This window comes from Rhizobium sp. C1 (assembly GCF_021026335.1).
Classification (GTDB): domain Bacteria; phylum Pseudomonadota; class Alphaproteobacteria; order Rhizobiales; family Rhizobiaceae; genus Ensifer_A.
This window is the reverse complement of sequence record NZ_JAJNCY010000002.1, coordinates 124639-142605: the sequence shown is the minus strand read 5'-3', so window position 1 is coordinate 142605 and position 17967 is coordinate 124639. Positions and strand designations below refer to the sequence as shown.

Sequence of the window (17967 nt, the reverse complement as noted above, 5' to 3'; positions counted from 1 at the left end):
CTTTATTTCGCTCCGAAGAAATCGCGCACCGCTTTGGTATAGCCTGCCGGATCCTGCAGCATGGCGAAGTGGCTGACATCCCTGAGGATGATGAGCTTCGCGCCGGGCACCGTCTTCGCAATATATTCCGTGTGCGTACGATCGACCGCCTCGTCATGATCGCCGAGCACGATCGCGGTCGGCACCTTGATCGACTGCAGGTCGCTATCCGGCCAGTTCGGCTGGCTGGCCCACATGTCGCTGATCTGCTTGACGAAGGCGTCATACTCGTTCGGCGTCGGGGAAATCTTCTTGTAGACCTCGCCGCTTCGGTCGATATAGGCCGCGAACGTCTTGTTCTCCATCACGTCGGACTTCACGCCCTCCACCTTGGTGTTGGCGGCCTGGGCGAAGAGCCTGTCCAGCCGTTCAGGATGGTGGATCGCGATGTCGAGGCCGATGATGCCGCCATCGCTCCAGCCGACGAGATCGACTTTCTGGACCTTGAGATAATCCAGCAGCGCCAGATAATCCGACGACATGAGATCATAGCCATAGGGCTCCGTATTGCGGGTCGAGCGGCCATGGCCGCGGCTGTCGGCGACGATGACTGTGTGATCCTTCGAAAGATCGGCCACCTGATTGGCCCAGATATCGGCATAGCCGAGGCCGCCATGGATCAACAGGATCGGGGTGCCGGGCGAGGTACCTTAGACGGCGTAGTACATCTGGATGCCGTTGACCGGCGCCGTGCCCGACTTGACGGCGGCAGGCATGGCCGGCGGCTCCGGCAGTTCTGTCCAGCGGTCGGCAGCAGCGGCGGCAGTGCCAATGACAAGGGCCAGAGCATAGCCTGCCGCGACAATCCATTTTCTCATGTCATTCCCCTTTTCCTGTGGTTGCTTCGATTTTGCCAAGCCGGCTTGAATACCGACTTTGGCCCGATCATACTCACACCACCCCATGCCCGTTATCCGTTTTACGCAAGAGGCGGTAATGACAGCGGAATTCGAACGCTCCGGCCTGACGATCCATCGCGCCCGCTTCGCCGATATCGACCGGCAGGCCGCGCAGCTCAGCGGCTACGACCAGATCTATCGCCAGCTGAGCCGAGGCGCATTCGACGGGAGCTTCACGACCGTTGAGGGCGGGCAAGGCGCGGGCATCTATGTCGAGACAGTCAATCAGGCCATTGAGCAGTTCAGCAGCGTGCCGGAAGGCCAGACGAGCCTCGTCTTTCTCTGCGGCGACCAGCCCTCGGCGCGTTTCGGCGCGCGGGCATTCTCGCCTGGAACGGCCATGCTGCTCGGTTCCGGCGCGGAGATTGATTTCCAGAGCAAACCGGGCACGCATGTCTGCGTCGTGACGCTCGGCGAGGAGTCCATGCGGCAGTCGGGCGAAGCGAGCGCGCTGCGCCCGACCGCGCGTGGCGAAACACGGCTGATAGACAATGCAGCCGCGACGGGCCGCCTCGTTCAGACGGTGAGCGCGCTTCTGCAATGCGCGCTTCTGGCGGCAGGCGTGAGTATCGAGGTCTTCGACGGTGACAGTTTCACTGCGGAGGTGGCGGCCATCATGGCAGCGATGACCGGGCTTGCAGGCGCCGGCCTCGCCGACCGTCTCCCCTCGCTCGATCGCCGCGCGGCACTCTTCAGGCAGGCGCGCGACATGATCCAGGAAACGCTGGACACCGTCTCCGTGTCTTACTTGCAGCGGCGGATGGATGTCAGCCGCCGCACGCTGGAATATGCCTTTCAGGAAGCCGCCGGCATGAGCCCGCACGCCTATATCGCCGCCGTCCGTCTGGACGCAGTACGGCGCGCGTTGAAATCGAGCGACGACAGTATCGGCGACATCGCGGCCCGCCACGGTATCTGGCATCTGGGGCGACTGGCGGGGCAGTTCCGCGAGGCATTCGGAACGCTGCCATCAGAGATGCGGCGGTGTACTCCGCTTTAGGTCGTCAGTTTGATCCTGCAGCCTTCGCCAGCACATCCTCGGCCCATTGGTTGAGGCTCTTGCCGGAGAGTTCGGCGGCGATGGCGGCTCGGCGATGGGTTTCGGGATCGACGCGGAACATCATCTTGCCGGAATAGGGTTTTTCCGGTGCCTTGCCGATCTTGCGGCAAGTTTCCAGATAATCGTCCACGGCCGCGTGGAAGGCGGATTTCAGCTCCCCGACGCTCGCTCCGTGAAAGCCGACGCCGTCGGTGATACCAGCGATCCGCCCGAAGAAGATCTCGTCTTCGGCATCGTAATCCACCCGCGCGCTATAGCCCTTGTAGGTCATGACGTTGTTCACGGCGTTACTCCTAGTCGTCTCAGGAAGTCGCGCGCAGCCTTAACCTGATAGCGCTTGGCTTCCTTTTCGGGATGCGGCCGATGAAACGTCTCGACGGCATCCCCTTTGCAAAATCTGACGCGCGAGCCTGAGCCTTCGATGACTTCAGCGCCAGCAGCTACCAGCAAAGCCTCGATATCCGCCCAGGCTATCGTGCCTGACACCGGATCCTTGAAGACAGCGATCAAGGTCTTTCGATGCTTGCTGTTCATGCATGCATATTGGCACCAGAACAGGGAAATGCAAGCGCTTTACGCTAGCATCCTATCGATCACTCACCTTCCACCGCGGATTGATCCAGGGCTGCTGGTTCGACCGCGCCAGACGCGGCTTGCCCAGGATATGGTCGGCGGCCTTTTCGCCGGTCATGATCGAGGGGCCGTTGAGGTTGCCATAGGTGAGGCGCGGGAAGATGGAGGAGTCCGCGACGCGCAGGCCTTCGACGCCGATGACCTTGGTGTCCGGGTCGACGACGGCCATGGGGTCGCTTTCCGAGCCCATCTTGCAGGTGCCGCAGGGGTGGTAGGCGCTTTCAAGGTGTTCGCGCAGGAAGGCGTCGATCTGATCATCAGTCTGTACGCCCTCGCCCGGCTGGATTTCCGGGCCGCGGACGGGATCGAAGGCCTTCTGGGAGAAGATTTCGCGGGTGAGGCGTACGCAATGGCGGAACTTCACCCAGTCTTCCTCGTGGCTCATGTAGTTGAACTTGATGACCGGGTCGGCCATCGGATCGGGCGAGCGCAAGGTGACTGCGCCACGCGACTTGGAATGGTTGTAGCCGACATGGACCTGGAAGCCGTGGCTCTTGGCGGCCGCCTTGCCGTCATAGGAAATGGCGACGGGCAGGAAATGGAACTGGATATCCGGCTGCTTCACGCCCGGCGCGGAGCGCACGAAGGCGCAGGACTCGAACTGGTTGGATGTGCCCAGCCCCGAGCGGGCGAAGAGCCACTGCGCGCCGGCGACCCCCTGCCAGAACCAGGGCAGCCAGGAATAGAGCGAGACCGGCTTGGTCGCGACCTGCTGGAAATAGAATTCCATATGGTCCATCAGGTTCGCGCCGACGCCGGGACGGTCGGCGACGACCTTGATGCCCATGTCCTTCAGGTGCGCTGCCGGGCCGATGCCGGAGAGCATGAGGAGCTTCGGCGAATTGAAGGACGAGGCGGAGACGATGACCTCGCGGTTTGCGCGCACGACGTCGATCTTGCCGCCGCGATCCACCTCGACGCCGATCGCGCGCTTGCCTTCAAAGACGACGCGGCGGGCGAAGCAGCGCAGGAGATCGACATTCGGACGCTTGAGCGCCGGCTTCAGATAGGCAGACGCCGCCGACCAGCGCTTGCCCTCATGGATCGTCTGCTCCATCAGGCCGAAGCCTTCCTGCTTCTCGCCGTTATAGTCCTCCGTCGTCTCGAACCCCGCCTCCCGGCCTGCCTCGACAAAGGCGCGCACCAATGGGTTCTTGGCCGGCCCACGCTGGACATGCAGCGGCCCATCCGTGCCGCGCCAGCCCGCCTGCCCGCCCTTGGAATTCTCCTGCCGCTTGAAATAGGGCAGCACGTCGGCATAGGCCCAGCCGGTTGCGCCGAGCTCATCCCATGTGTCGAAATCCTCAGCGGAGCCGCGCACATAGACCATGCCGTTGATCGACGACGACCCGCCGATGACCTTGCCGCGCGGCGCAGTGATGCGGCGGTTGTTGAGGTTCGGCTCGGGCTCGGAGAGATAACCCCAATTATAGCGCTTCATGCTCATCGGCCAGGCGAGAGCGGCCGGCATCTGGATGAACGGGCCGACGTCGGAGCCGCCATATTCGAGGACCAGAACGGTGTAGCGGCCATCTTCCGAGAGGCGGGCGGCGAGTGCGGAACCGGCGGAACCCGAACCTACGATGACGTAATCAGCTTGCATGGTCATTGGGAGAGACCTCTGGATGGGGTGGCGTGAGGTATCGAGAATTCGGAGAGGCGGCGTCCGGCGCCCGGTGTCGAGCGGTTGCAAGAAATATAGCTCTTTGCTATATTTTCCACATGAAGCGCATCGTCTATACGAAACTCGCCGAGAAAAGCATTGGACGGATGCAACCGAAGCGCAGAGCTGCAATCCGCGCCAAGGTGGATGCCTATGCACGCGGAGAGAAGGTAGACATCAAGAAGCTGGTCGGCACACCGTTGTATCGTATCCGCGTCGGACAAGACCGTGTGATCATCGATGACAAAGGGGTTGTGGTGATGGTGCTGAACGCCGGTGCGCGTGGCGACATTTATCAGGAGTGAACGATCATGGGCGATGTGCAGAAGCTGACGATCGAGGGAAAGAACTACGTTCTCTTGAGTGAAGAAGATTACGAAGACCTGATCGACGGGATGAAAGCTCAGGCCGTTCTGGCACGAGTCCAGGCGGGAGAGGAAACCTGGCCGTCCGAACTCGTTTACGAGCTTTGGGAGACAGACAGCCGAATCCGAACCTTTCGCAAATATCGCGGCATGACCATGACGGAGTTGGCGACCGCCGCCGGAATTTCGCAGCCGCATCTGTCGGATATCGAGAACGGTAAGAAGACGGGTTCTGTCGATGTGCTGAAGCGGATTGCTGTGGCGCTGAAGGTCGATCTGGACGATCTGGTGGTGTGAGGCAGAAAGACCCCCTCTGGCCTGCCGGCCATCTCCCCCAAAAGGGGGGAGACGACGTGTGGCGGCCACAGCAAACTCCTCCGTCATGCCGGACTTGATCCGGCATCCAGCCAGCCCGCGTCGGCGGGCTGAATGATCCGACGACGAACGAGTCCTTTCGCGCGACGGACGTCGCGCGGCTGGATCCCGGATCAAGTCCGGGATGACGGCCAGTGAGAGGGATCGTCCTGCGACCATCAATACGGCGCCTCGCACTTGCCCATGGCGACATAGACCGTCTTCAGCTCGGTATAGTGGTTCAGCGCGGCGAGCGAATTCTCGCGGCCGAAGCCGGACTGCTTGACGCCGCCGAAGGGGATTTCGACGGGGCAGAGGTTGTAGGTGTTGATCCAGACCGTGCCGGCCTCCAGCGCATCCACCACGCGGTGGGCGCGGGCCATGTCGGCGGTGAAGACGCCGCCGGCGAGGCCGAATTCGGTGGCGTTGGCGCGGGCAACGACCTCGTCCTCATGGTCGAAATCGAGCACGCACATGACGGGGCCGAAGATTTCCTCGCGGGCGATCGTCATGCCGTCAGTCACGTCGGCAAAGACTGTCGGCTGGACGAAGCAGCCTTCGGAGGAGACATCATTGGGGATGCCGCCGCCGGTCAGAAGACGCGCGCCTTCGGCCTTGCCCTTCTCGATATAGCCCAGCACCTTCTCGCGCTGCGAACGGTTGACGAGCGGGCCCATCTGCGTCGCCTCGTCCAGCGGCTCGCCCATGCGGATCGCTTCGGTGCGGGTCTTCAGACGCGACAGGAACCGGTCTTTGATGCCCGTCTGCACAAAGACGCGGGTGCCGTTGGAGCAGACCTGACCGGCGGAGTAGAAGTTACCCAGCATGGCGCCGGAAATGGCGCTTTCGACATCGGCATCGTCGAAGACGATCATCGGCGACTTGCCGCCGAGTTCCATCGTCACATGCTTGAGCTGGCCCGCGGCAGCACCTGCCACCTTGCGGCCCGTCGGCACGGAGCCGGTGAGCGAGACCTTGGCGATCTCGGGATGATTGACCAGCAGCGGGCCGGCGTCGCGATCGCCCTGCACGACATTGAAGAGACCCTTGGGCAGGCCCGCCTCGATGAGGATTTCGGCGATCTTCAGCGCGCCCAAGGGCGTCACTTCAGACGGCTTGAAGATGAAGGCATTGCCGGCGACGAGCGCGGGGGCGGCCTTCCAGCAGGCGATCTGCTGCGGATAGTTCCACGCGCCGATGCCGAGAACGATGCCGAGCGGAATGCGCTTGGTATAGGCCCAGTCACCACCCAGCGGGATCTGCTCGCCATTCAGCGCGGCAGGCGCAACGCCGCCGAAGAATTCCATGGCGTCCGCGCCGGACGTGCTATCGGCGACGATGGTTTCCTGGATCGGCTTGCCGGTGTCGAGCGTTTCGAGTTCCGAGAGCTCGCGGTTGCGCTCGCGGATGATCTGCGAGGCGCGATAGAGGATGCGGCCGCGCGCCGTCGGGCTCATCTTCGCCCAATCCTTCTGGGCCGCCTTGGCCGAGGCAATCGCCTTTTCGACGATGGCAGGCGTGGCCGAATGCAGCCGCGCGACCACCTCACCGGTGGCCGGATAGACGCATTCGATGACGTTACCGGCGGTGTCTTCGACATATTCGCCGTCGATGAAATGGCTGGCTTTCGGTTGGGCGCGCATGGCTCGCTCTCTTTCTTTTCGGAGTCGTTTCAGCGGGTTGCTGCGTTCAGTTTCAAGGTCACGTAATCTTCCACCAGCGCCACCGCGCCGCTGACATCGAGCTGCGCCGCATCGAGCGCGCGGCGGATATAGAGGCCGTCGATGAGCGCTGCCGCGCCTTCGGCGATATGGTGAGCTTCAACCCTGCCACACAGCGGCGACAGGGCCGCGACAAGGTTGGAATGGAGGCGGCGGGCATAGACAGTGAGCAAACGGCGCGTCTCGTCGGAACGCTGCGCCTCGACATAGAAGGCGAGCCAGGCGGCGACGGTGGAGGCGGCGAACTGTTCCACCCCGAAGGACACGGCGATCAGGGAGCTGACCTTGGCGCGCGGCGTCTCGGCCTGCCGGCTGGCAGCGACCGCCTCTTCCTTCAACTGCCTGAGAAGGCTGCGCATCGTGGCGAGCAGCAATTGCTCCTTGGAGCCGAAATAATGGAAGGCAAGCGCTGCCGAGACGCCGGCGCTCCTGGCGATCTCCTGCATCGTTACATCCAGCGAGCCATGGTCGCCGATCGCCTTCAGCGCGGCATCCACAAGCGCCTTGCGGCGGACTGGCTCCATTCCGATTTTGGGCATCTCGTTCCCCTTGATGAATATCAGTTTAATTTTGATTGACTCATCAATCAACAAAAAAACGACGGGCTGGCGAAATCCCCCACCCCGTTGTTTGGGTCTCCTTAACCTTATGAAAAGGCGCGGATTTCCGCGGTCTCGATTGGCGCCTCTGTCACAGAAAGTTCATACGCGGTGAAGGATTTGTTGAGCATTTCGCATTGAAGCTCTTGATCAAATTCTCAACTACCTCCTGCCGACGCCCCCGGAGTTCCTCATGCCTGCCATCCTTCCGCTCAGAGCCCAAGACCCGGCGAGCTACAGCCGCATGGCGCTCATGCCGCTTGCCAAGGCGGCGCTCGACAGCGCGCTTCAGCCGATCGTCGAGACGGTGTCCGGCAAGATCTATGGCTATGAGGCGCTGATGCGCGGGCATGACGAGCTGGGCTTCGACGCGCCGATGGCGCTGCTCGATGCCTTCGCGATGTCGGGCGAGCTGACCGAACTGGAACTGTTCACCACCTCCCGCGCCTTTGCCAAATTCACGACGCTTGCGGAGTTCGAACGGCGCACGATCTTTCTCAATCTCGATCATCGTCTGCTGCTGGCCGGGCAGCGCCTGCTGCCGCTGCTGCTGTCCTACCTGCAGAAGAACTCGATCTCGCCCTCCTCCGTCTGCGTGGAACTGTCCGAACGTTCCGACAATGCCAGTGTGCCCGATTTCGCCAATCTGATCGGCGACATGCGGCGCATGGGCTTCAAGCTGGCGATCGACGATTTCGGCACGGGCCATGCCGAAATGAAGCTGATCAGCGATTACGATCTCGACTATCTGAAGATCGACCGGCATCTGATCTCGCGGATCGACGCGGTTGCGCGCAAGCGGCACCTGACGAAGACGGTTGTCGACATGGCGCATGTTCTGGGCCTGCGGGTGATTGCGGAAGGCGTGGAGACCGAGGGCGAGTTTCTGGTCTGCCGCGATCTCGGCGTCGATCTCGTGCAGGGCTGGTTCGTCGCACGGCCCTCGCTGGATCCGGCCGAATTTCGCGACGGCTTCCCGCATTTGCGTGATCTCGGCCAGAACCGCCGCGTGCGTCGCTCGGTCGACGAAGTTCTGGTGCGCCAGCAGGTCGAGGCGGTGCCGACGATCCGCGAGGATGCGCCGATCGAAACGCTGTTCGAGATTTTCGGCGAACATTCCGACCAGCCGTTCATCCCTGTCGTCAACGCCCATGGCGAGCCGCGCGGCATCGTGCAGGAGGCCCGGCTGAAGAGCTATATCTACCAGCCTTTCGGCCGCGATCTCTTGCAGAACCGCTTCTATGGCGGCACCATCGCCCGCTTCATCGACCCCGCGCCGGTGGTCGATATCGGCGCGGATTCCAGCCGCCTCATGGCCGTCTTCTCAGGCACGGAGGACGCCAAATGTGTGATCCTCACCGAGAACATGCGCTATGCCGGCGTCATCTCGGCGGGCGCGCTGGTGAAGATCATCAATGCCAAGCTGGTGCGCCAGGCGCAGGACCAGAACCCGTTGACCGGGCTTCCCGGCAACCAGGCCATTCATTCCTATCTCGAAGAGACCATGGCGGATGGCGGCGTCACGCGGCATTACTGCTATTGCGACTTCGACAATTTCAAGCCCTTTAACGACCATTACGGCTTCCAGCGCGGCGATGACGCGATCTCGCTCTTCGCCCGGCTGATGAAGCGCTATTTCTTCTCGCCCTCCGTCTTCCTGGGCCATGTCGGCGGCGACGATTTCTTCGCCGGCATTTCCGGCTGGTCGAGCGAGGAGGTGGAGATGATCTTCGAACGGCTGCTCGACGATTTCGAGACGGATGCGCTGCGGCTCTATTCGCCGGAGGACCGAGAGCGCGGGCATATTCTCGGCATCGACCGCGCCGGCGTCAGCCGCGCCTTCGAATTCCTGAGCTGCTCGGTCGCCGTCATCGAAGTGCCTGCCGGGCGCGTCTTCGGCGATCCCGCCGTGCTTTCGGCGCATATCGCGGGGCTGAAGAAGCGGGTGAAGTCCAACCGCGACGGGCTGCTGTTCGAGACGATCTAGAGTATTTCCGGTGACAACCGGATCATCGGAAACGGATACCCTGTCTCTTTGTTCTTTCGCAGTCCGGACGCAAAGAAAACGTGGGAGCAGTTCACCTTGAAACGCTCCCGATCGTTTTCGGAGTTTGGCGCCGGCTGACGACCGAAATTACCGCCAATGGCCGCGATGCCAGCGGCCGTAGCCGTCATAATGTGCGGGGATCCATTCTCGCCGTTCGCGGTAATAATAGCGCGGTGCGGGATAATATCCGCGGTCGCGGTAATAATAGCCTCCACGATAATAGCCCGGATCGGAATAGTAATAGCCGCTGTGGCGGATCACGACCACATCCCCCGGAGCATCCACACAACCTGTCAGTGTTCCTGCCCCCACGGCAATCATTGCCATAACCATCAGACGCTTCATGTGACTGTCCTCAAAAAAACATGCCGACAGCATGGCGTGAGCGCAGTTTGCGGCAAAATTTGGCTTAAAATCACAGGAACTTCGCTGGCCTCACTGCAGAACCGGATTCCTGACCGGCAACCGCCTGTACGAGCCTTGACGGAGCCATCGGGAATGCACTGAAACCGATCGCGGTGCTGGACGGCGGCGCGCCGGATGCCTATGTCAGTGGAACGAAAAACCCTACGGAGGACGCCCATGCCCGCCCTGCCCCAGACCATGCGCCATGTCGATCTTTCGGCCCCCGGCGGACCGGAGGCGATGAAGATCGTCGAAGGCCCCGTACCGCAGCCCAAGGCGGGCGAAGTTCTGGTGAAGGTGGCCGCCGCCGGTGTGAACCGGCCGGATGTAGCGCAGCGGCAGGGCACCTACCCGCCGCCGCCCGGCGCAAGCCCGATCCTCGGGCTCGAGGTCGCCGGCGAGATCGTGGGGCTGGGCGACGGCGTGTCCGGCTTCTCTGTCGGTGACAAGGTGGCCGGGCTCGCCAATGGCGGCGGCTATGCGGAATACTGCGTCGTGCCGGCGGGACAGGCCCTGCCCTGGCCAAAGGGCTACGATGCGGTGAAAGCCGCAGCGGTGCCGGAAACCTTCTTCACCGTCTGGGCCAATGTCTTCGACATGGCGGGCCTGAAGGCCGGTGAAAAGTTCCTCGTCCATGGCGGTACGAGCGGCATCGGCACGACGGCGATCCAGCTGGCGAAAGCCTTCGGCGCGGAGGTCTATACGACCGCCGGCTCCGGCGAGAAGTGCCTCGCCTGCGTGCAGCTCGGGGCCAAGCGGGCGATCAATTACAAGACGGAGGATTTCCTTGCCGTCATTAAAGACGAGGCTGCCTCGGTCGATGTCATTCTCGACATGATCGGCGGGGCCTATTTCGACAAGAATATCGGGGCGCTCAGCAAGGATGGCCGGCTTGCGATCATCGCGCTGCTCGGCGGCGCCGTGGCGGAGAAGGCCAATCTCGGCGCCATCATGATGAAGCGGCTGCGCGTCATGGGCTCGACGCTGCGGCCGCGCACGGCGGACGAAAAGCGGGCGATCCGGGATTCGCTTCTGGAAAAGGTCTGGCCGAAGCTCGATGCCGGCGAGGTCGCGCCGGTGATCCATGCGGTTCTGCCGCTGGATCAGGTGGCCGAAGCCCACCGGATGATGGAAGAGAGCGGGCATATCGGGAAGATCGTGCTGACGCTGTGACCGGCTGAGCCGCCCCTCAGCGAAGGCCGTGGCCGGTCTTCGCGCGGGTGCCTTGGAGCGCGTCCGGCAAAGGTGCGTAAGCGGTTTTGCGTCCGGACTGCGAAAAAACAAATAGATGGAGCATGTCTCATGATCCGGTTTTCACCGGAAATGCTCTAATCGGCCATGCTCTTATCAGGCAGAGGCACGCAACGTTCGATCGCGATGAGCAGCAATGCAGACGCGACCATGACGCCCGCGCCGATAAAGGCGGTACCCTGATAGGTCGTGACATGGGTACCGATGGCGAAGACGGCTGCCGCGGCCCCCGTGCCGATGAAACCTTCGATCGGCGACAGCGAGGTGCCGAGGCCGGGACGGCCGGGAAACAAATCCTGGAAATAGGAAAGCGGCACGGAAAGGAGTGCTGCAGCCCCCGCGCCCGCGAGCGGGATCAGCGCATGGACCTGCCAGACTTCGGTCGCAGATCCCATGAGCACGAGAAAGCTCGCATAGAGTGCTGCGCCCGCGAGGATCGTGTTGACCGCGCCCAGCCGGCGAAGACCGGCGGCCCATGCGAGCATGAAGGGGATTTCCATCAGCGCCACGCCACTCGCCATGAAACCGGCATCGGACAGGGAGCCGCCGAGCGTCGTCTTGATGACCAGCGTCTGCAGATAGCCGTTCAGCCACTCGCCCGCCACGATCAGCGAGACGGCGGCCAGGCGCAGGAAGATGCCGGGATGGGCAAGCTCCTTCAGGGCGGCGAAATAGACGGCAAGCCCGCCCTGCGCGGTCCCCGCCCGCGCCGTCTTTGGCAGGAAGAGCAGCACGAGGCCGAGGCACACGGCAAAGAGCAGCGCCGTGACCAGCCAGACATTCATGACGCCGAAACCGCCCGTCTGCAGCACGAAGGCCACCGCGACGGGAATGATCACCCAGGCCGCCGACATGGTGGTGCGGATGATGGAATTGACCGAGGCCGCCTCGTCAGGCGCCATCTCGTCCGCCTCCATGCGCGTGCCGGCGAAGACCAGCGGCGCGATATTGGCAAAGGGAAGGATCACGATCATGGAAAGCGCCAGCATCCAGGCCGACTGCACCAGCCAGATCAGGCCGGCGCCGGCCACGCCCAGCGCCATCAGGATCGCCATCATCCGCCGCCGGTTGCCGGCGAAATCGGAGACGATGCCGATCGTCACCCCGAAGACGAGGCTGGTCAGCGTCGAGACGAACATGGTCAGCGCAAAGCCCTGCCCGCTCATGTTGAGCGTATCGATGGCCACCAGCGCCATATAGGGATGCATCGCGCCACCCGCGCAGGCGGACACGAAGAGCAGAAGGGCATAGACGCGCAGCACCGGATGGCGCGCAACGAAGCGGATGGTGGACAGCATGGGAGATCGCTCCAGAAGCCACAAGCGCTAGATGCTTCGCGAGGTGGGATCAAGCGGTGAAATGACGCCCTTGCCTTCGCTCCCGGTTTCCTCCCATAAGGCGTGACAAGAAGGAAACACGAGCAAGGGGCAGGTCATGGCCAATCCGGTTCTGGTGGAAGTCACGCGCGGCGACGTTGTCGAGAGCCGGCATCGCGGCATGGTCGTCGTGGTGGATGGCGACGGCAAGGTCGTTTTCGAGGCCGGAGATGTCGATGCGGCGGTGTTTCCGCGCTCGTCCTGCAAGGCGATGCAGGCGCTGCCGCTAATGGAAAGCGGGGCTGCGGAGGCCTATGGCTTCGGGAATAAGGAACTGGCGCTTGCCTGTTCGTCGCATTCGGGCGAGGACGATCATGCGGCGCTGGCGCGCGCCATGATCAAGGCGGCGGGGCGCGATGAGGACACGCTGGAATGCGGGTCGCACTGGTCGTTCCAGCAGCCGATCCTGATCGAACAGGCCTCGCGTGGTCCCAAGCCCGGCCAGCTCTACAACAATTGCTCCGGCAAGCATGCCGGCTTCATCTGCGCCTGCTGCCACACGGGAACGGACACGGAAGGCTATGTCGGCTACGACCACCCGCTGCAGCAGGAAATTCGCGGCATCATGGAGAGCCTGACCGGCTCCATCCTCGGCCACGACAATTGCGGCGTCGATGGCTGCTCGATCCCGACCTATGCAAGCCCGCTGAAAGGCCTGGCGCATGGCTTTGCCAAGATGACGACGGGCGTCGGCCTCGAGCCGATCCGCGCCAAATCGGCCAAGCGCCTGATGCAGGCCTGCATGGCCGAGCCCTGGTATGTCGCCGGCACGAAACGCGCCTGCACCGCCCTCATGCAGGCCGCCCCCGGCCGCATCTTCGCCAAGACCGGCGCCGAAGGCGTCTTTGTCGCCGCCATCCCCGAACAGGGCATCGCCATGGCGATGAAATGCGATGACGGCGCCACGCGGGCGGCGGAAAGCATGGTTGCAGCGACGCTGGCGCGGTTCTTCAAAGGGGAGCCGGAGGTGCAGGGGAAGCTGCTGGCGATGGCGAATTACGAGATGCGGAACTGGAACGGGATCAAGGTGGGGGATGTGCGGGTGACGGGAGTGTTGGGGTAACTGGCTGCACACCCTCTTGGACAACGCGACCCTTCACCGCAGTTGCGCCACTCCCCCTCCCCCTCTAAGACTAGCGCCTAAACACCCAAACCTCAGGGGGATGACGATTTGGGCGAGCAGGCATTCAATTTTCCGGTTTCGCCGGAGCGGGCGAGCGCGCTGGGGGAAATCCATTCGCGGCCCTATGCGCTGGTGACGTCGCCGCGGGTGATCCTGCAACTTGCCTTCATGTCGGATGGCGGGTCGGGCGTCGATCATGCGGTGATGGCAGGCATCTGCCGCGAGCGCGGCGCGGCCCTGCCCTCGCGCGAGGCGCGGCATCATGCGATTTCCTGGGGTGCCGGGACGCTGCGCTGGGAGCGGCATACGGAATTCTCGACGTGGTTCTGGGATGCACCGCCGCCGGAACTGTTTGGCGGCGAGGTGCCTGTCCATCCCTTCGGCAGCAGCTTTTCGGCACCCGGCTCGCTGATCTCGGGCATCAGGCTGGAAATCCGGCACGATGACGACGCGGCGCGGGCCGCGATCGCGCAATTCGAGCCGCAGAGCCTCTGCCATTCCATCGTCAAGGATGGGCAGGCCGAGATTTTCACCGACTTTCGCCAGAACGGCGACGGGCTGACGCAGATCCTCGTCATCGACAAGGGGATGACGCAGGCCGGAACCGGCGCGCTGGTGCAGCGCGTGCTCGATCTCGAGACCTACCGGACGCTCGCCATGCTCGGCCTGCCGCTCGCGCAAACGCTGTCGCCGGAAATCCGCCGCTGCGAGGACGGGCTGACGGGGCTGACCCATGACATGCGCACCGAGGCGCGTTCCAAGGCCGACCGGATGCTGGCGGAAGTGACGCGCCTTGCGGCCGAACTGGAGGCGAATGCCGCGCTCAGCCTCTATCGCTTCGGCGCCAGCCGCGCCTATTACGGCATCGTGCAGGAGCGCATCAAGGCGCTCGGCGAAACCTCGGTGCCGGGCTTCGAGACATTGGGCTCGTTCCTGGAAAAGCGGCTTGCGCCGGCCATGCGCACCTGCCAGTCGATCGAGGAGCGGCAGGCGAACCTGTCACGCAAGCTGGCGCGCGCCACGAGCCTCATTCGAAGCTGGATCGACGTGGAACTGGAGCGGCAGAATTCCGACCTTTTGAACACGATGAACAAGCGCGCCGAAATGCAGCTTCGCCTGCAGCAGACGGTTGAAGGCCTGTCGGTGGCGGCCATTTCCTACTATGTCGTGGGGCTTTTCGGCTATTTCATCAAGGCGATCCCGCATGAAGACCTGCCCATCGATCCGGTGATAGCGACGGGGTTTTTCGTGCCCGTCGCGGTGGCGGGGGTCTGGTGGACAGTCCGGCGGATCAGGCTGAGCCACGGCGAGCATTGACGCGCCCGGTACAGCCGGCGCTCAGAAATGATAGCGCTTCCCCTTCACGACGAAGGACACGCCGCTGGAAGTGGTCTCGCATTTGAAATTGTCGCCGATCTCGAGGACGGTCTCCGTTTCGGAGAGCGCCATGCCGAGATCGTCATAGATCAAAACGGTAATCGTGGTCTTGCTGCCCAAGCCTTTGAGGAGGACTTTCTTGCAACGGTCCCCGTCAAGCTCGAAAAACCATGTGGCATCGCTGATCATCGCATATCACGGTCGCGTTTCCGGCGATCAGGACTTGCGTCTGATCGCTTGAACCTGTTCCCCTCCTGACCGCCCCGCGGCGGCATTTCCCCCAATAACGAAGGTCCCCCTACAGGAGTTCGAACGACCGCGCAATCACGAGTAGATTGCCGGAACGTCGAAGAGTTAACCGCGAGTTGACGAAACATACGATTGAAAAGCCTCAGTTCGAGGCCGTCCACCGGTGCCAGTCCTCGGCGCTTCCGTAGAAGGTATTCAGGTCAATGCGGCCCTGAACGCCATGCGAGAGGCCGGAGCCGGAATATTGCCAGAAGACCCAGCGACGGTTGGGATAGACCTTGGACGGATGCTCGGCCACGGCGCGCAGCCAGAATGGATATTCGGTGAAGGCGCCGTCGAGGTTGTCTTCGTAGAAATCAGGCGCGGTATAGATGATCGGGCGCTTGCCGTAGTGGCGTTCGACCTTTTCCATGAAGACTTTCATCTTCTCGCGTACCAGCTTGGGGCTGAGCTTCTGGCGGCAGGCGGAATCGTGGTTCCACTCCACGTCGATGACCGGCGGCAGCGCTTCCGGGTCGCGCGGCACGTTGCGGATGAACCAGTCGGCCTGTTCGCCGGCGGTCCGGCACCAGTAGAAGAAGTGGTAGGCGCCGCGCTTCAGCCCGGCCGACTTGGAGCCGTTCCAGTTGGTCTTGAACATGGGATCGGTGTGGTCGCCGCCATCGGTGGCCTTGATGAAGGCGAAGTTGGCGCCCTGCTCGCGCAGCTTTGCCCAGTCGATATTGCCCTGCCAGCGCGAGACGTCGACGCCGTGAACCTGATAGGCGCGTGGCGAATGGCGGCCGAAATTGATCGGCTTGGCATCACGGAAGCGCTGGCTGTAGATGCGGCTGCGCGGGTGGGCTGCGCCTGCACCGGTCGGGCTCGAGGGAATGACAAAGTTGGCCTTTTGCGCCATCGGGCGCATGGCGGGTTCGCCGACAACGGGCCGAAGCGTCGGCTGCACATCGTCAAACGGCACGGGCGGGCGCGGCGGCGTGGCCATGGCGAGGGCCGGCGCCGCATGCGATCCGGGAACGGCAGCGGGCGGCATGATCGGGGTTCGCGCGGTCTTCACCGGCGTTGCGGTCGGAATATTGACCGCCGGCATGGCGATCGCACCCGTCTTTTCCGACGAGGTGCCCACCGACAGCACATCACTGGTGGTTTGAGACTGGCAGCCGGCAAGAGTTGCCAGGAGGCCGAGATACAGAAGACCGGCGGGCAAACGCATGAACATCGTCACTCTATACAAACAGGACATTCGGCCCGCCCTGCAGCATGGAAAACGCTGGCATGACGGAATTGCTAACAAAGTTTTACCGGGAAAAGCTGAATCGTTCCTTTACGCGGCGCAGGAAACCGTCGCTTCATGTCCCGAAATCGAAAGGCTGAGGCGATGACGGCACATATCCTGATCGTGGGCGGGGGCATCAACGGGCTGACAAGCGCCTGGACGCTGGTGCGCAAGGGCTATCGCGTCAGCCTGTTCGATCAGGGGCCCATCCCCAATCCGGTTGCCAGCTCCTTCGACGAACATCGCATCACCCGCCATGCCTATGGGCCGATGCAGGCCTATGCGCAGCGCATGCCGCGGGCCTTTGCACTGTGGGATCAGCTATTTGAGGACATCGGCGCGCGGCATTTCGAGCCGATGCCGATGATTGCCTTCGAGCGGGAAGAGACCGGCTGGATCGACCCCTCGCTGGAAGACCTGCGCGCCACGGGCATCGGCTGGCGGGAACTCGATCCGGCGCAGTTCGGGGCGGAACATCCTCTGATCCGGGCGGAAGGGATCACGCGGGCGGTCGCATTTTCCGGTTCGGGCATGCTGTTTCCCAGCCGCATCGTCACCGATCTCGTCGTGCATCTGGCCGCACAAGGCGTCACGTTCCATCCGCATACGAAGGTCGATGAGGTCGACTTCGAGACCGGTCGCGTGACGGCGGGCGGCGTGGAGCACGTGGGCGATCACGTCATCATCGCCGCGGGCGCCTGGGTGAACCGGCTGCTGCCCGGCACCGCGGGCGAACTCGTACCATCGCGGCAGACGGTCGTCTTCCTCGCCCCGCCGCCGGAACTGGCCGCGCTGTGGGCGCAAGCGCCGATCTATCTCGATCTCGATGCGGAGACGGGAACCTATGTCCTGCCGCCCCGCCCCGGCACACGGCTGAAGATAGGCGATCATCGCTTCTCCCGAACCGGTGATCCGGACGCGCCGCGCATCGCCTCGGAGGACGAGGTTGCTGACCTGATCGCGGCCGGCCACCTCGCGTTCACGGATTTCGACCGCTACACAGTTCTGGAGCGCAAGGCCTGCTATTACACGGTGACGGAGGATGAGCATTTCGTCATCCGCCCTGCAGGAAAGAAGACGACGCTGCTTTCGGCCTGTTCGGGCCACGGCTTCAAGCTCGCGCCGCAATCGGCAGCGGAAGCGGTGGCGCTGGTCGAGCGGGCTTTGTCATGACGGAAGAGAGTGTGACCGCCTAGAGCGTTTCACCGTTTCATAGAAACACTGAAATGCTCTATCTGTTTGTTTTCACGCAATTTCGGACGGAAAACCGGTTTCCACTTTTCCTGAAATTGCTCTAATGCCGCTGCCGGCGCCCTGAGCGGCTTGCACCCTGCGGCGTGACCGTTGCCTGCGTCAGCAGCCCGATCAGCCGCACCCTGGTCTCCGCCGCGATCTCGATGCGGCCCACGCGGGCGATCTCGACCCTCGCGGCACAGGGAATGTCTGCGCCGGGCGGCTGGGCAAAAAGCCAGGCGAGGAAGAGGGCTTCCGGCGTTTCGCCCCGATTGGAAGTCCCCTCGCCCATCGTCC

At 63.0% G+C, this 17967-nt stretch carries 18 protein-coding genes and 1 pseudogene; 8 read left to right on the top strand and 11 right to left on the bottom strand.

Annotation, left to right across the window (positions count from 1 at the left end):
- Positions 1-2: 2 nt before the first annotated feature.
- Positions 3-857 (bottom strand): annotated as a pseudogene (locus LQK83_RS06170) (alpha/beta fold hydrolase).
- 118 nt (positions 858-975) lie between these two features.
- Here LQK83_RS06170 and LQK83_RS06165 point away from each other — a divergent pair.
- Positions 976-1938, top strand: a complete 963-nt coding sequence (locus LQK83_RS06165; protein ID WP_230836491.1) for an AraC family transcriptional regulator — start codon at positions 976-978, stop codon at positions 1936-1938.
- 4 nt (positions 1939-1942) lie between these two features.
- Here LQK83_RS06165 and LQK83_RS06160 read toward each other — a convergent pair whose 3' ends face one another.
- From LQK83_RS06160 to betA, 3 genes are read right to left on the bottom strand one after another with little or no spacing between them, the layout of a single operon-like run.
- Positions 1943-2269: a type II toxin-antitoxin system HicB family antitoxin gene (locus tag LQK83_RS06160; protein ID WP_230836921.1), complete on the bottom strand. Its 327-nt coding sequence runs from the start codon at positions 2267-2269 to the stop codon at positions 1943-1945.
- Between the two features lie 8 nt (positions 2270-2277).
- Complete coding sequence (locus LQK83_RS06155; protein WP_230836490.1) at positions 2278-2532, bottom strand: type II toxin-antitoxin system HicA family toxin; 255 nt, start codon at positions 2530-2532, stop codon at positions 2278-2280.
- A gap of 52 nt (positions 2533-2584) precedes the next feature.
- Entirely contained in the window at positions 2585-4234 is a 1650-nt protein-coding gene (betA, locus tag LQK83_RS06150; RefSeq protein ID WP_230836920.1) for a choline dehydrogenase, read from the bottom strand.
- A gap of 119 nt (positions 4235-4353) precedes the next feature.
- Between betA and LQK83_RS06145 the strand changes: the two genes are divergently transcribed.
- Positions 4354-4599 carry a type II toxin-antitoxin system RelE family toxin gene (locus LQK83_RS06145; protein WP_230836489.1) on the top strand — a complete coding sequence of 82 codons (246 nt, stop codon included), beginning with the start codon at positions 4354-4356 and terminating at the stop codon, positions 4597-4599.
- A gap of 6 nt (positions 4600-4605) precedes the next feature.
- Complete coding sequence (locus LQK83_RS06140) at positions 4606-4956, top strand: helix-turn-helix domain-containing protein (RefSeq protein WP_230836488.1); 351 nt, start codon at positions 4606-4608, stop codon at positions 4954-4956.
- 236 nt (positions 4957-5192) lie between these two features.
- Here LQK83_RS06140 and betB read toward each other — a convergent pair whose 3' ends face one another.
- A complete protein-coding gene (betB, locus tag LQK83_RS06135; protein WP_230836487.1) occupies positions 5193-6656 on the bottom strand; it encodes a betaine-aldehyde dehydrogenase in 1464 nt (487 codons plus the stop codon).
- 29 nt (positions 6657-6685) lie between these two features.
- On the bottom strand, positions 6686-7273 hold the full coding sequence (betI, locus tag LQK83_RS06130; RefSeq protein WP_230836486.1) for a transcriptional regulator BetI: 588 nt from the start codon (positions 7271-7273) through the stop codon (positions 6686-6688).
- A 253-nt stretch (positions 7274-7526) separates the two neighbouring features.
- On the opposite strand from betI, the gene LQK83_RS06125 reads away from it, so the two are divergent.
- Positions 7527-9320, top strand: coding sequence for a GGDEF domain-containing protein (locus tag LQK83_RS06125; protein WP_230836485.1), 1794 nt, complete (start codon positions 7527-7529; stop codon positions 9318-9320).
- Positions 9321-9467: 147 nt separating this feature from the next.
- On the opposite strand, the gene LQK83_RS06120 is transcribed toward LQK83_RS06125, so the two are convergent.
- Positions 9468-9725: a hypothetical protein gene (locus LQK83_RS06120; RefSeq protein ID WP_230836484.1), complete on the bottom strand. Its 258-nt coding sequence runs from the start codon at positions 9723-9725 to the stop codon at positions 9468-9470.
- Between the two features lie 237 nt (positions 9726-9962).
- Here LQK83_RS06120 and LQK83_RS06115 point away from each other — a divergent pair, with 237 nt between their 5' ends.
- Entirely contained in the window at positions 9963-10958 is a 996-nt protein-coding gene (locus LQK83_RS06115) for an NAD(P)H-quinone oxidoreductase (protein ID WP_230836483.1), read from the top strand.
- A 155-nt stretch (positions 10959-11113) separates the two neighbouring features.
- On the opposite strand, the gene LQK83_RS06110 is transcribed toward LQK83_RS06115, so the two are convergent.
- On the bottom strand, positions 11114-12334 hold the full coding sequence (locus tag LQK83_RS06110; RefSeq protein WP_230836482.1) for an MFS transporter: 1221 nt from the start codon (positions 12332-12334) through the stop codon (positions 11114-11116).
- Positions 12335-12470: 136 nt separating this feature from the next.
- Here LQK83_RS06110 and LQK83_RS06105 point away from each other — a divergent pair, with 136 nt between their 5' ends.
- Together LQK83_RS06105 and LQK83_RS06100 are read left to right on the top strand one after the other, a co-directional pair.
- Positions 12471-13475: an asparaginase gene (locus LQK83_RS06105; protein WP_230836481.1), complete on the top strand. Its 1005-nt coding sequence runs from the start codon at positions 12471-12473 to the stop codon at positions 13473-13475.
- Positions 13476-13583: 108 nt separating this feature from the next.
- Positions 13584-14852, top strand: a complete 1269-nt coding sequence (locus LQK83_RS06100) for a DUF3422 domain-containing protein (protein ID WP_230836480.1) — start codon at positions 13584-13586, stop codon at positions 14850-14852.
- 21 nt (positions 14853-14873) lie between these two features.
- Here the strand turns inward: LQK83_RS06100 and LQK83_RS06095 are convergent, their stop codons facing one another.
- Positions 14874-15101 (bottom strand): hypothetical protein, encoded by a 228-nt coding sequence (locus LQK83_RS06095; protein ID WP_230836479.1) that lies wholly within the window; start codon positions 15099-15101, stop codon positions 14874-14876.
- 202 nt (positions 15102-15303) lie between these two features.
- Positions 15304-16374 (bottom strand): glycoside hydrolase family 25 protein, encoded by a 1071-nt coding sequence (locus LQK83_RS06090; protein WP_230836919.1) that lies wholly within the window; start codon positions 16372-16374, stop codon positions 15304-15306.
- A gap of 138 nt (positions 16375-16512) precedes the next feature.
- Here LQK83_RS06090 and LQK83_RS06085 point away from each other — a divergent pair, with 138 nt between their 5' ends.
- Positions 16513-17610: an NAD(P)/FAD-dependent oxidoreductase gene (locus LQK83_RS06085; RefSeq protein WP_230836478.1), complete on the top strand. Its 1098-nt coding sequence runs from the start codon at positions 16513-16515 to the stop codon at positions 17608-17610.
- 121 nt (positions 17611-17731) lie between these two features.
- On the opposite strand, the gene LQK83_RS06080 is transcribed toward LQK83_RS06085, so the two are convergent.
- Positions 17732-17962: a hypothetical protein gene (locus LQK83_RS06080; RefSeq protein WP_230836477.1), complete on the bottom strand. Its 231-nt coding sequence runs from the start codon at positions 17960-17962 to the stop codon at positions 17732-17734.
- Positions 17963-17967 lie beyond the last annotated feature (5 nt).

Coding starts and splice junctions, on each gene's coding strand:
- LQK83_RS06085 (WP_230836478.1), top strand. CDS start 16,513: ATGTCCCGAAATCGAAAGGCTGAGGCGATGACGGCACATATCCTGATC.
- betA (WP_230836920.1), bottom strand. CDS start 4,234: ATGCAAGCTGATTACGTCATCGTAGGTTCGGGTTCCGCCGGTTCCGCA.
- betB (WP_230836487.1), bottom strand. CDS start 6,656: ATGCGCGCCCAACCGAAAGCCAGCCATTTCATCGACGGCGAATATGTC.
- LQK83_RS06115 (WP_230836483.1), top strand. CDS start 9,963: ATGCCCGCCCTGCCCCAGACCATGCGCCATGTCGATCTTTCGGCCCCC.
- LQK83_RS06165 (WP_230836491.1), top strand. CDS start 976: ATGACAGCGGAATTCGAACGCTCCGGCCTGACGATCCATCGCGCCCGC.
- LQK83_RS06080 (WP_230836477.1), bottom strand. CDS start 17,962: ATGGGCGAGGGGACTTCCAATCGGGGCGAAACGCCGGAAGCCCTCTTC.
- LQK83_RS06095 (WP_230836479.1), bottom strand. CDS start 15,101: ATGATCAGCGATGCCACATGGTTTTTCGAGCTTGACGGGGACCGTTGC.
- LQK83_RS06145 (WP_230836489.1), top strand. CDS start 4,354: ATGAAGCGCATCGTCTATACGAAACTCGCCGAGAAAAGCATTGGACGG.
- LQK83_RS06125 (WP_230836485.1), top strand. CDS start 7,527: ATGCCTGCCATCCTTCCGCTCAGAGCCCAAGACCCGGCGAGCTACAGC.
- LQK83_RS06090 (WP_230836919.1), bottom strand. CDS start 16,374: ATGCGTTTGCCCGCCGGTCTTCTGTATCTCGGCCTCCTGGCAACTCTT.
- LQK83_RS06140 (WP_230836488.1), top strand. CDS start 4,606: ATGGGCGATGTGCAGAAGCTGACGATCGAGGGAAAGAACTACGTTCTC.
- LQK83_RS06110 (WP_230836482.1), bottom strand. CDS start 12,334: ATGCTGTCCACCATCCGCTTCGTTGCGCGCCATCCGGTGCTGCGCGTC.
- LQK83_RS06120 (WP_230836484.1), bottom strand. CDS start 9,725: ATGAAGCGTCTGATGGTTATGGCAATGATTGCCGTGGGGGCAGGAACA.
- LQK83_RS06105 (WP_230836481.1), top strand. CDS start 12,471: ATGGCCAATCCGGTTCTGGTGGAAGTCACGCGCGGCGACGTTGTCGAG.
- LQK83_RS06160 (WP_230836921.1), bottom strand. CDS start 2,269: ATGACCTACAAGGGCTATAGCGCGCGGGTGGATTACGATGCCGAAGAC.
- betI (WP_230836486.1), bottom strand. CDS start 7,273: ATGCCCAAAATCGGAATGGAGCCAGTCCGCCGCAAGGCGCTTGTGGAT.
- LQK83_RS06155 (WP_230836490.1), bottom strand. CDS start 2,532: ATGAACAGCAAGCATCGAAAGACCTTGATCGCTGTCTTCAAGGATCCG.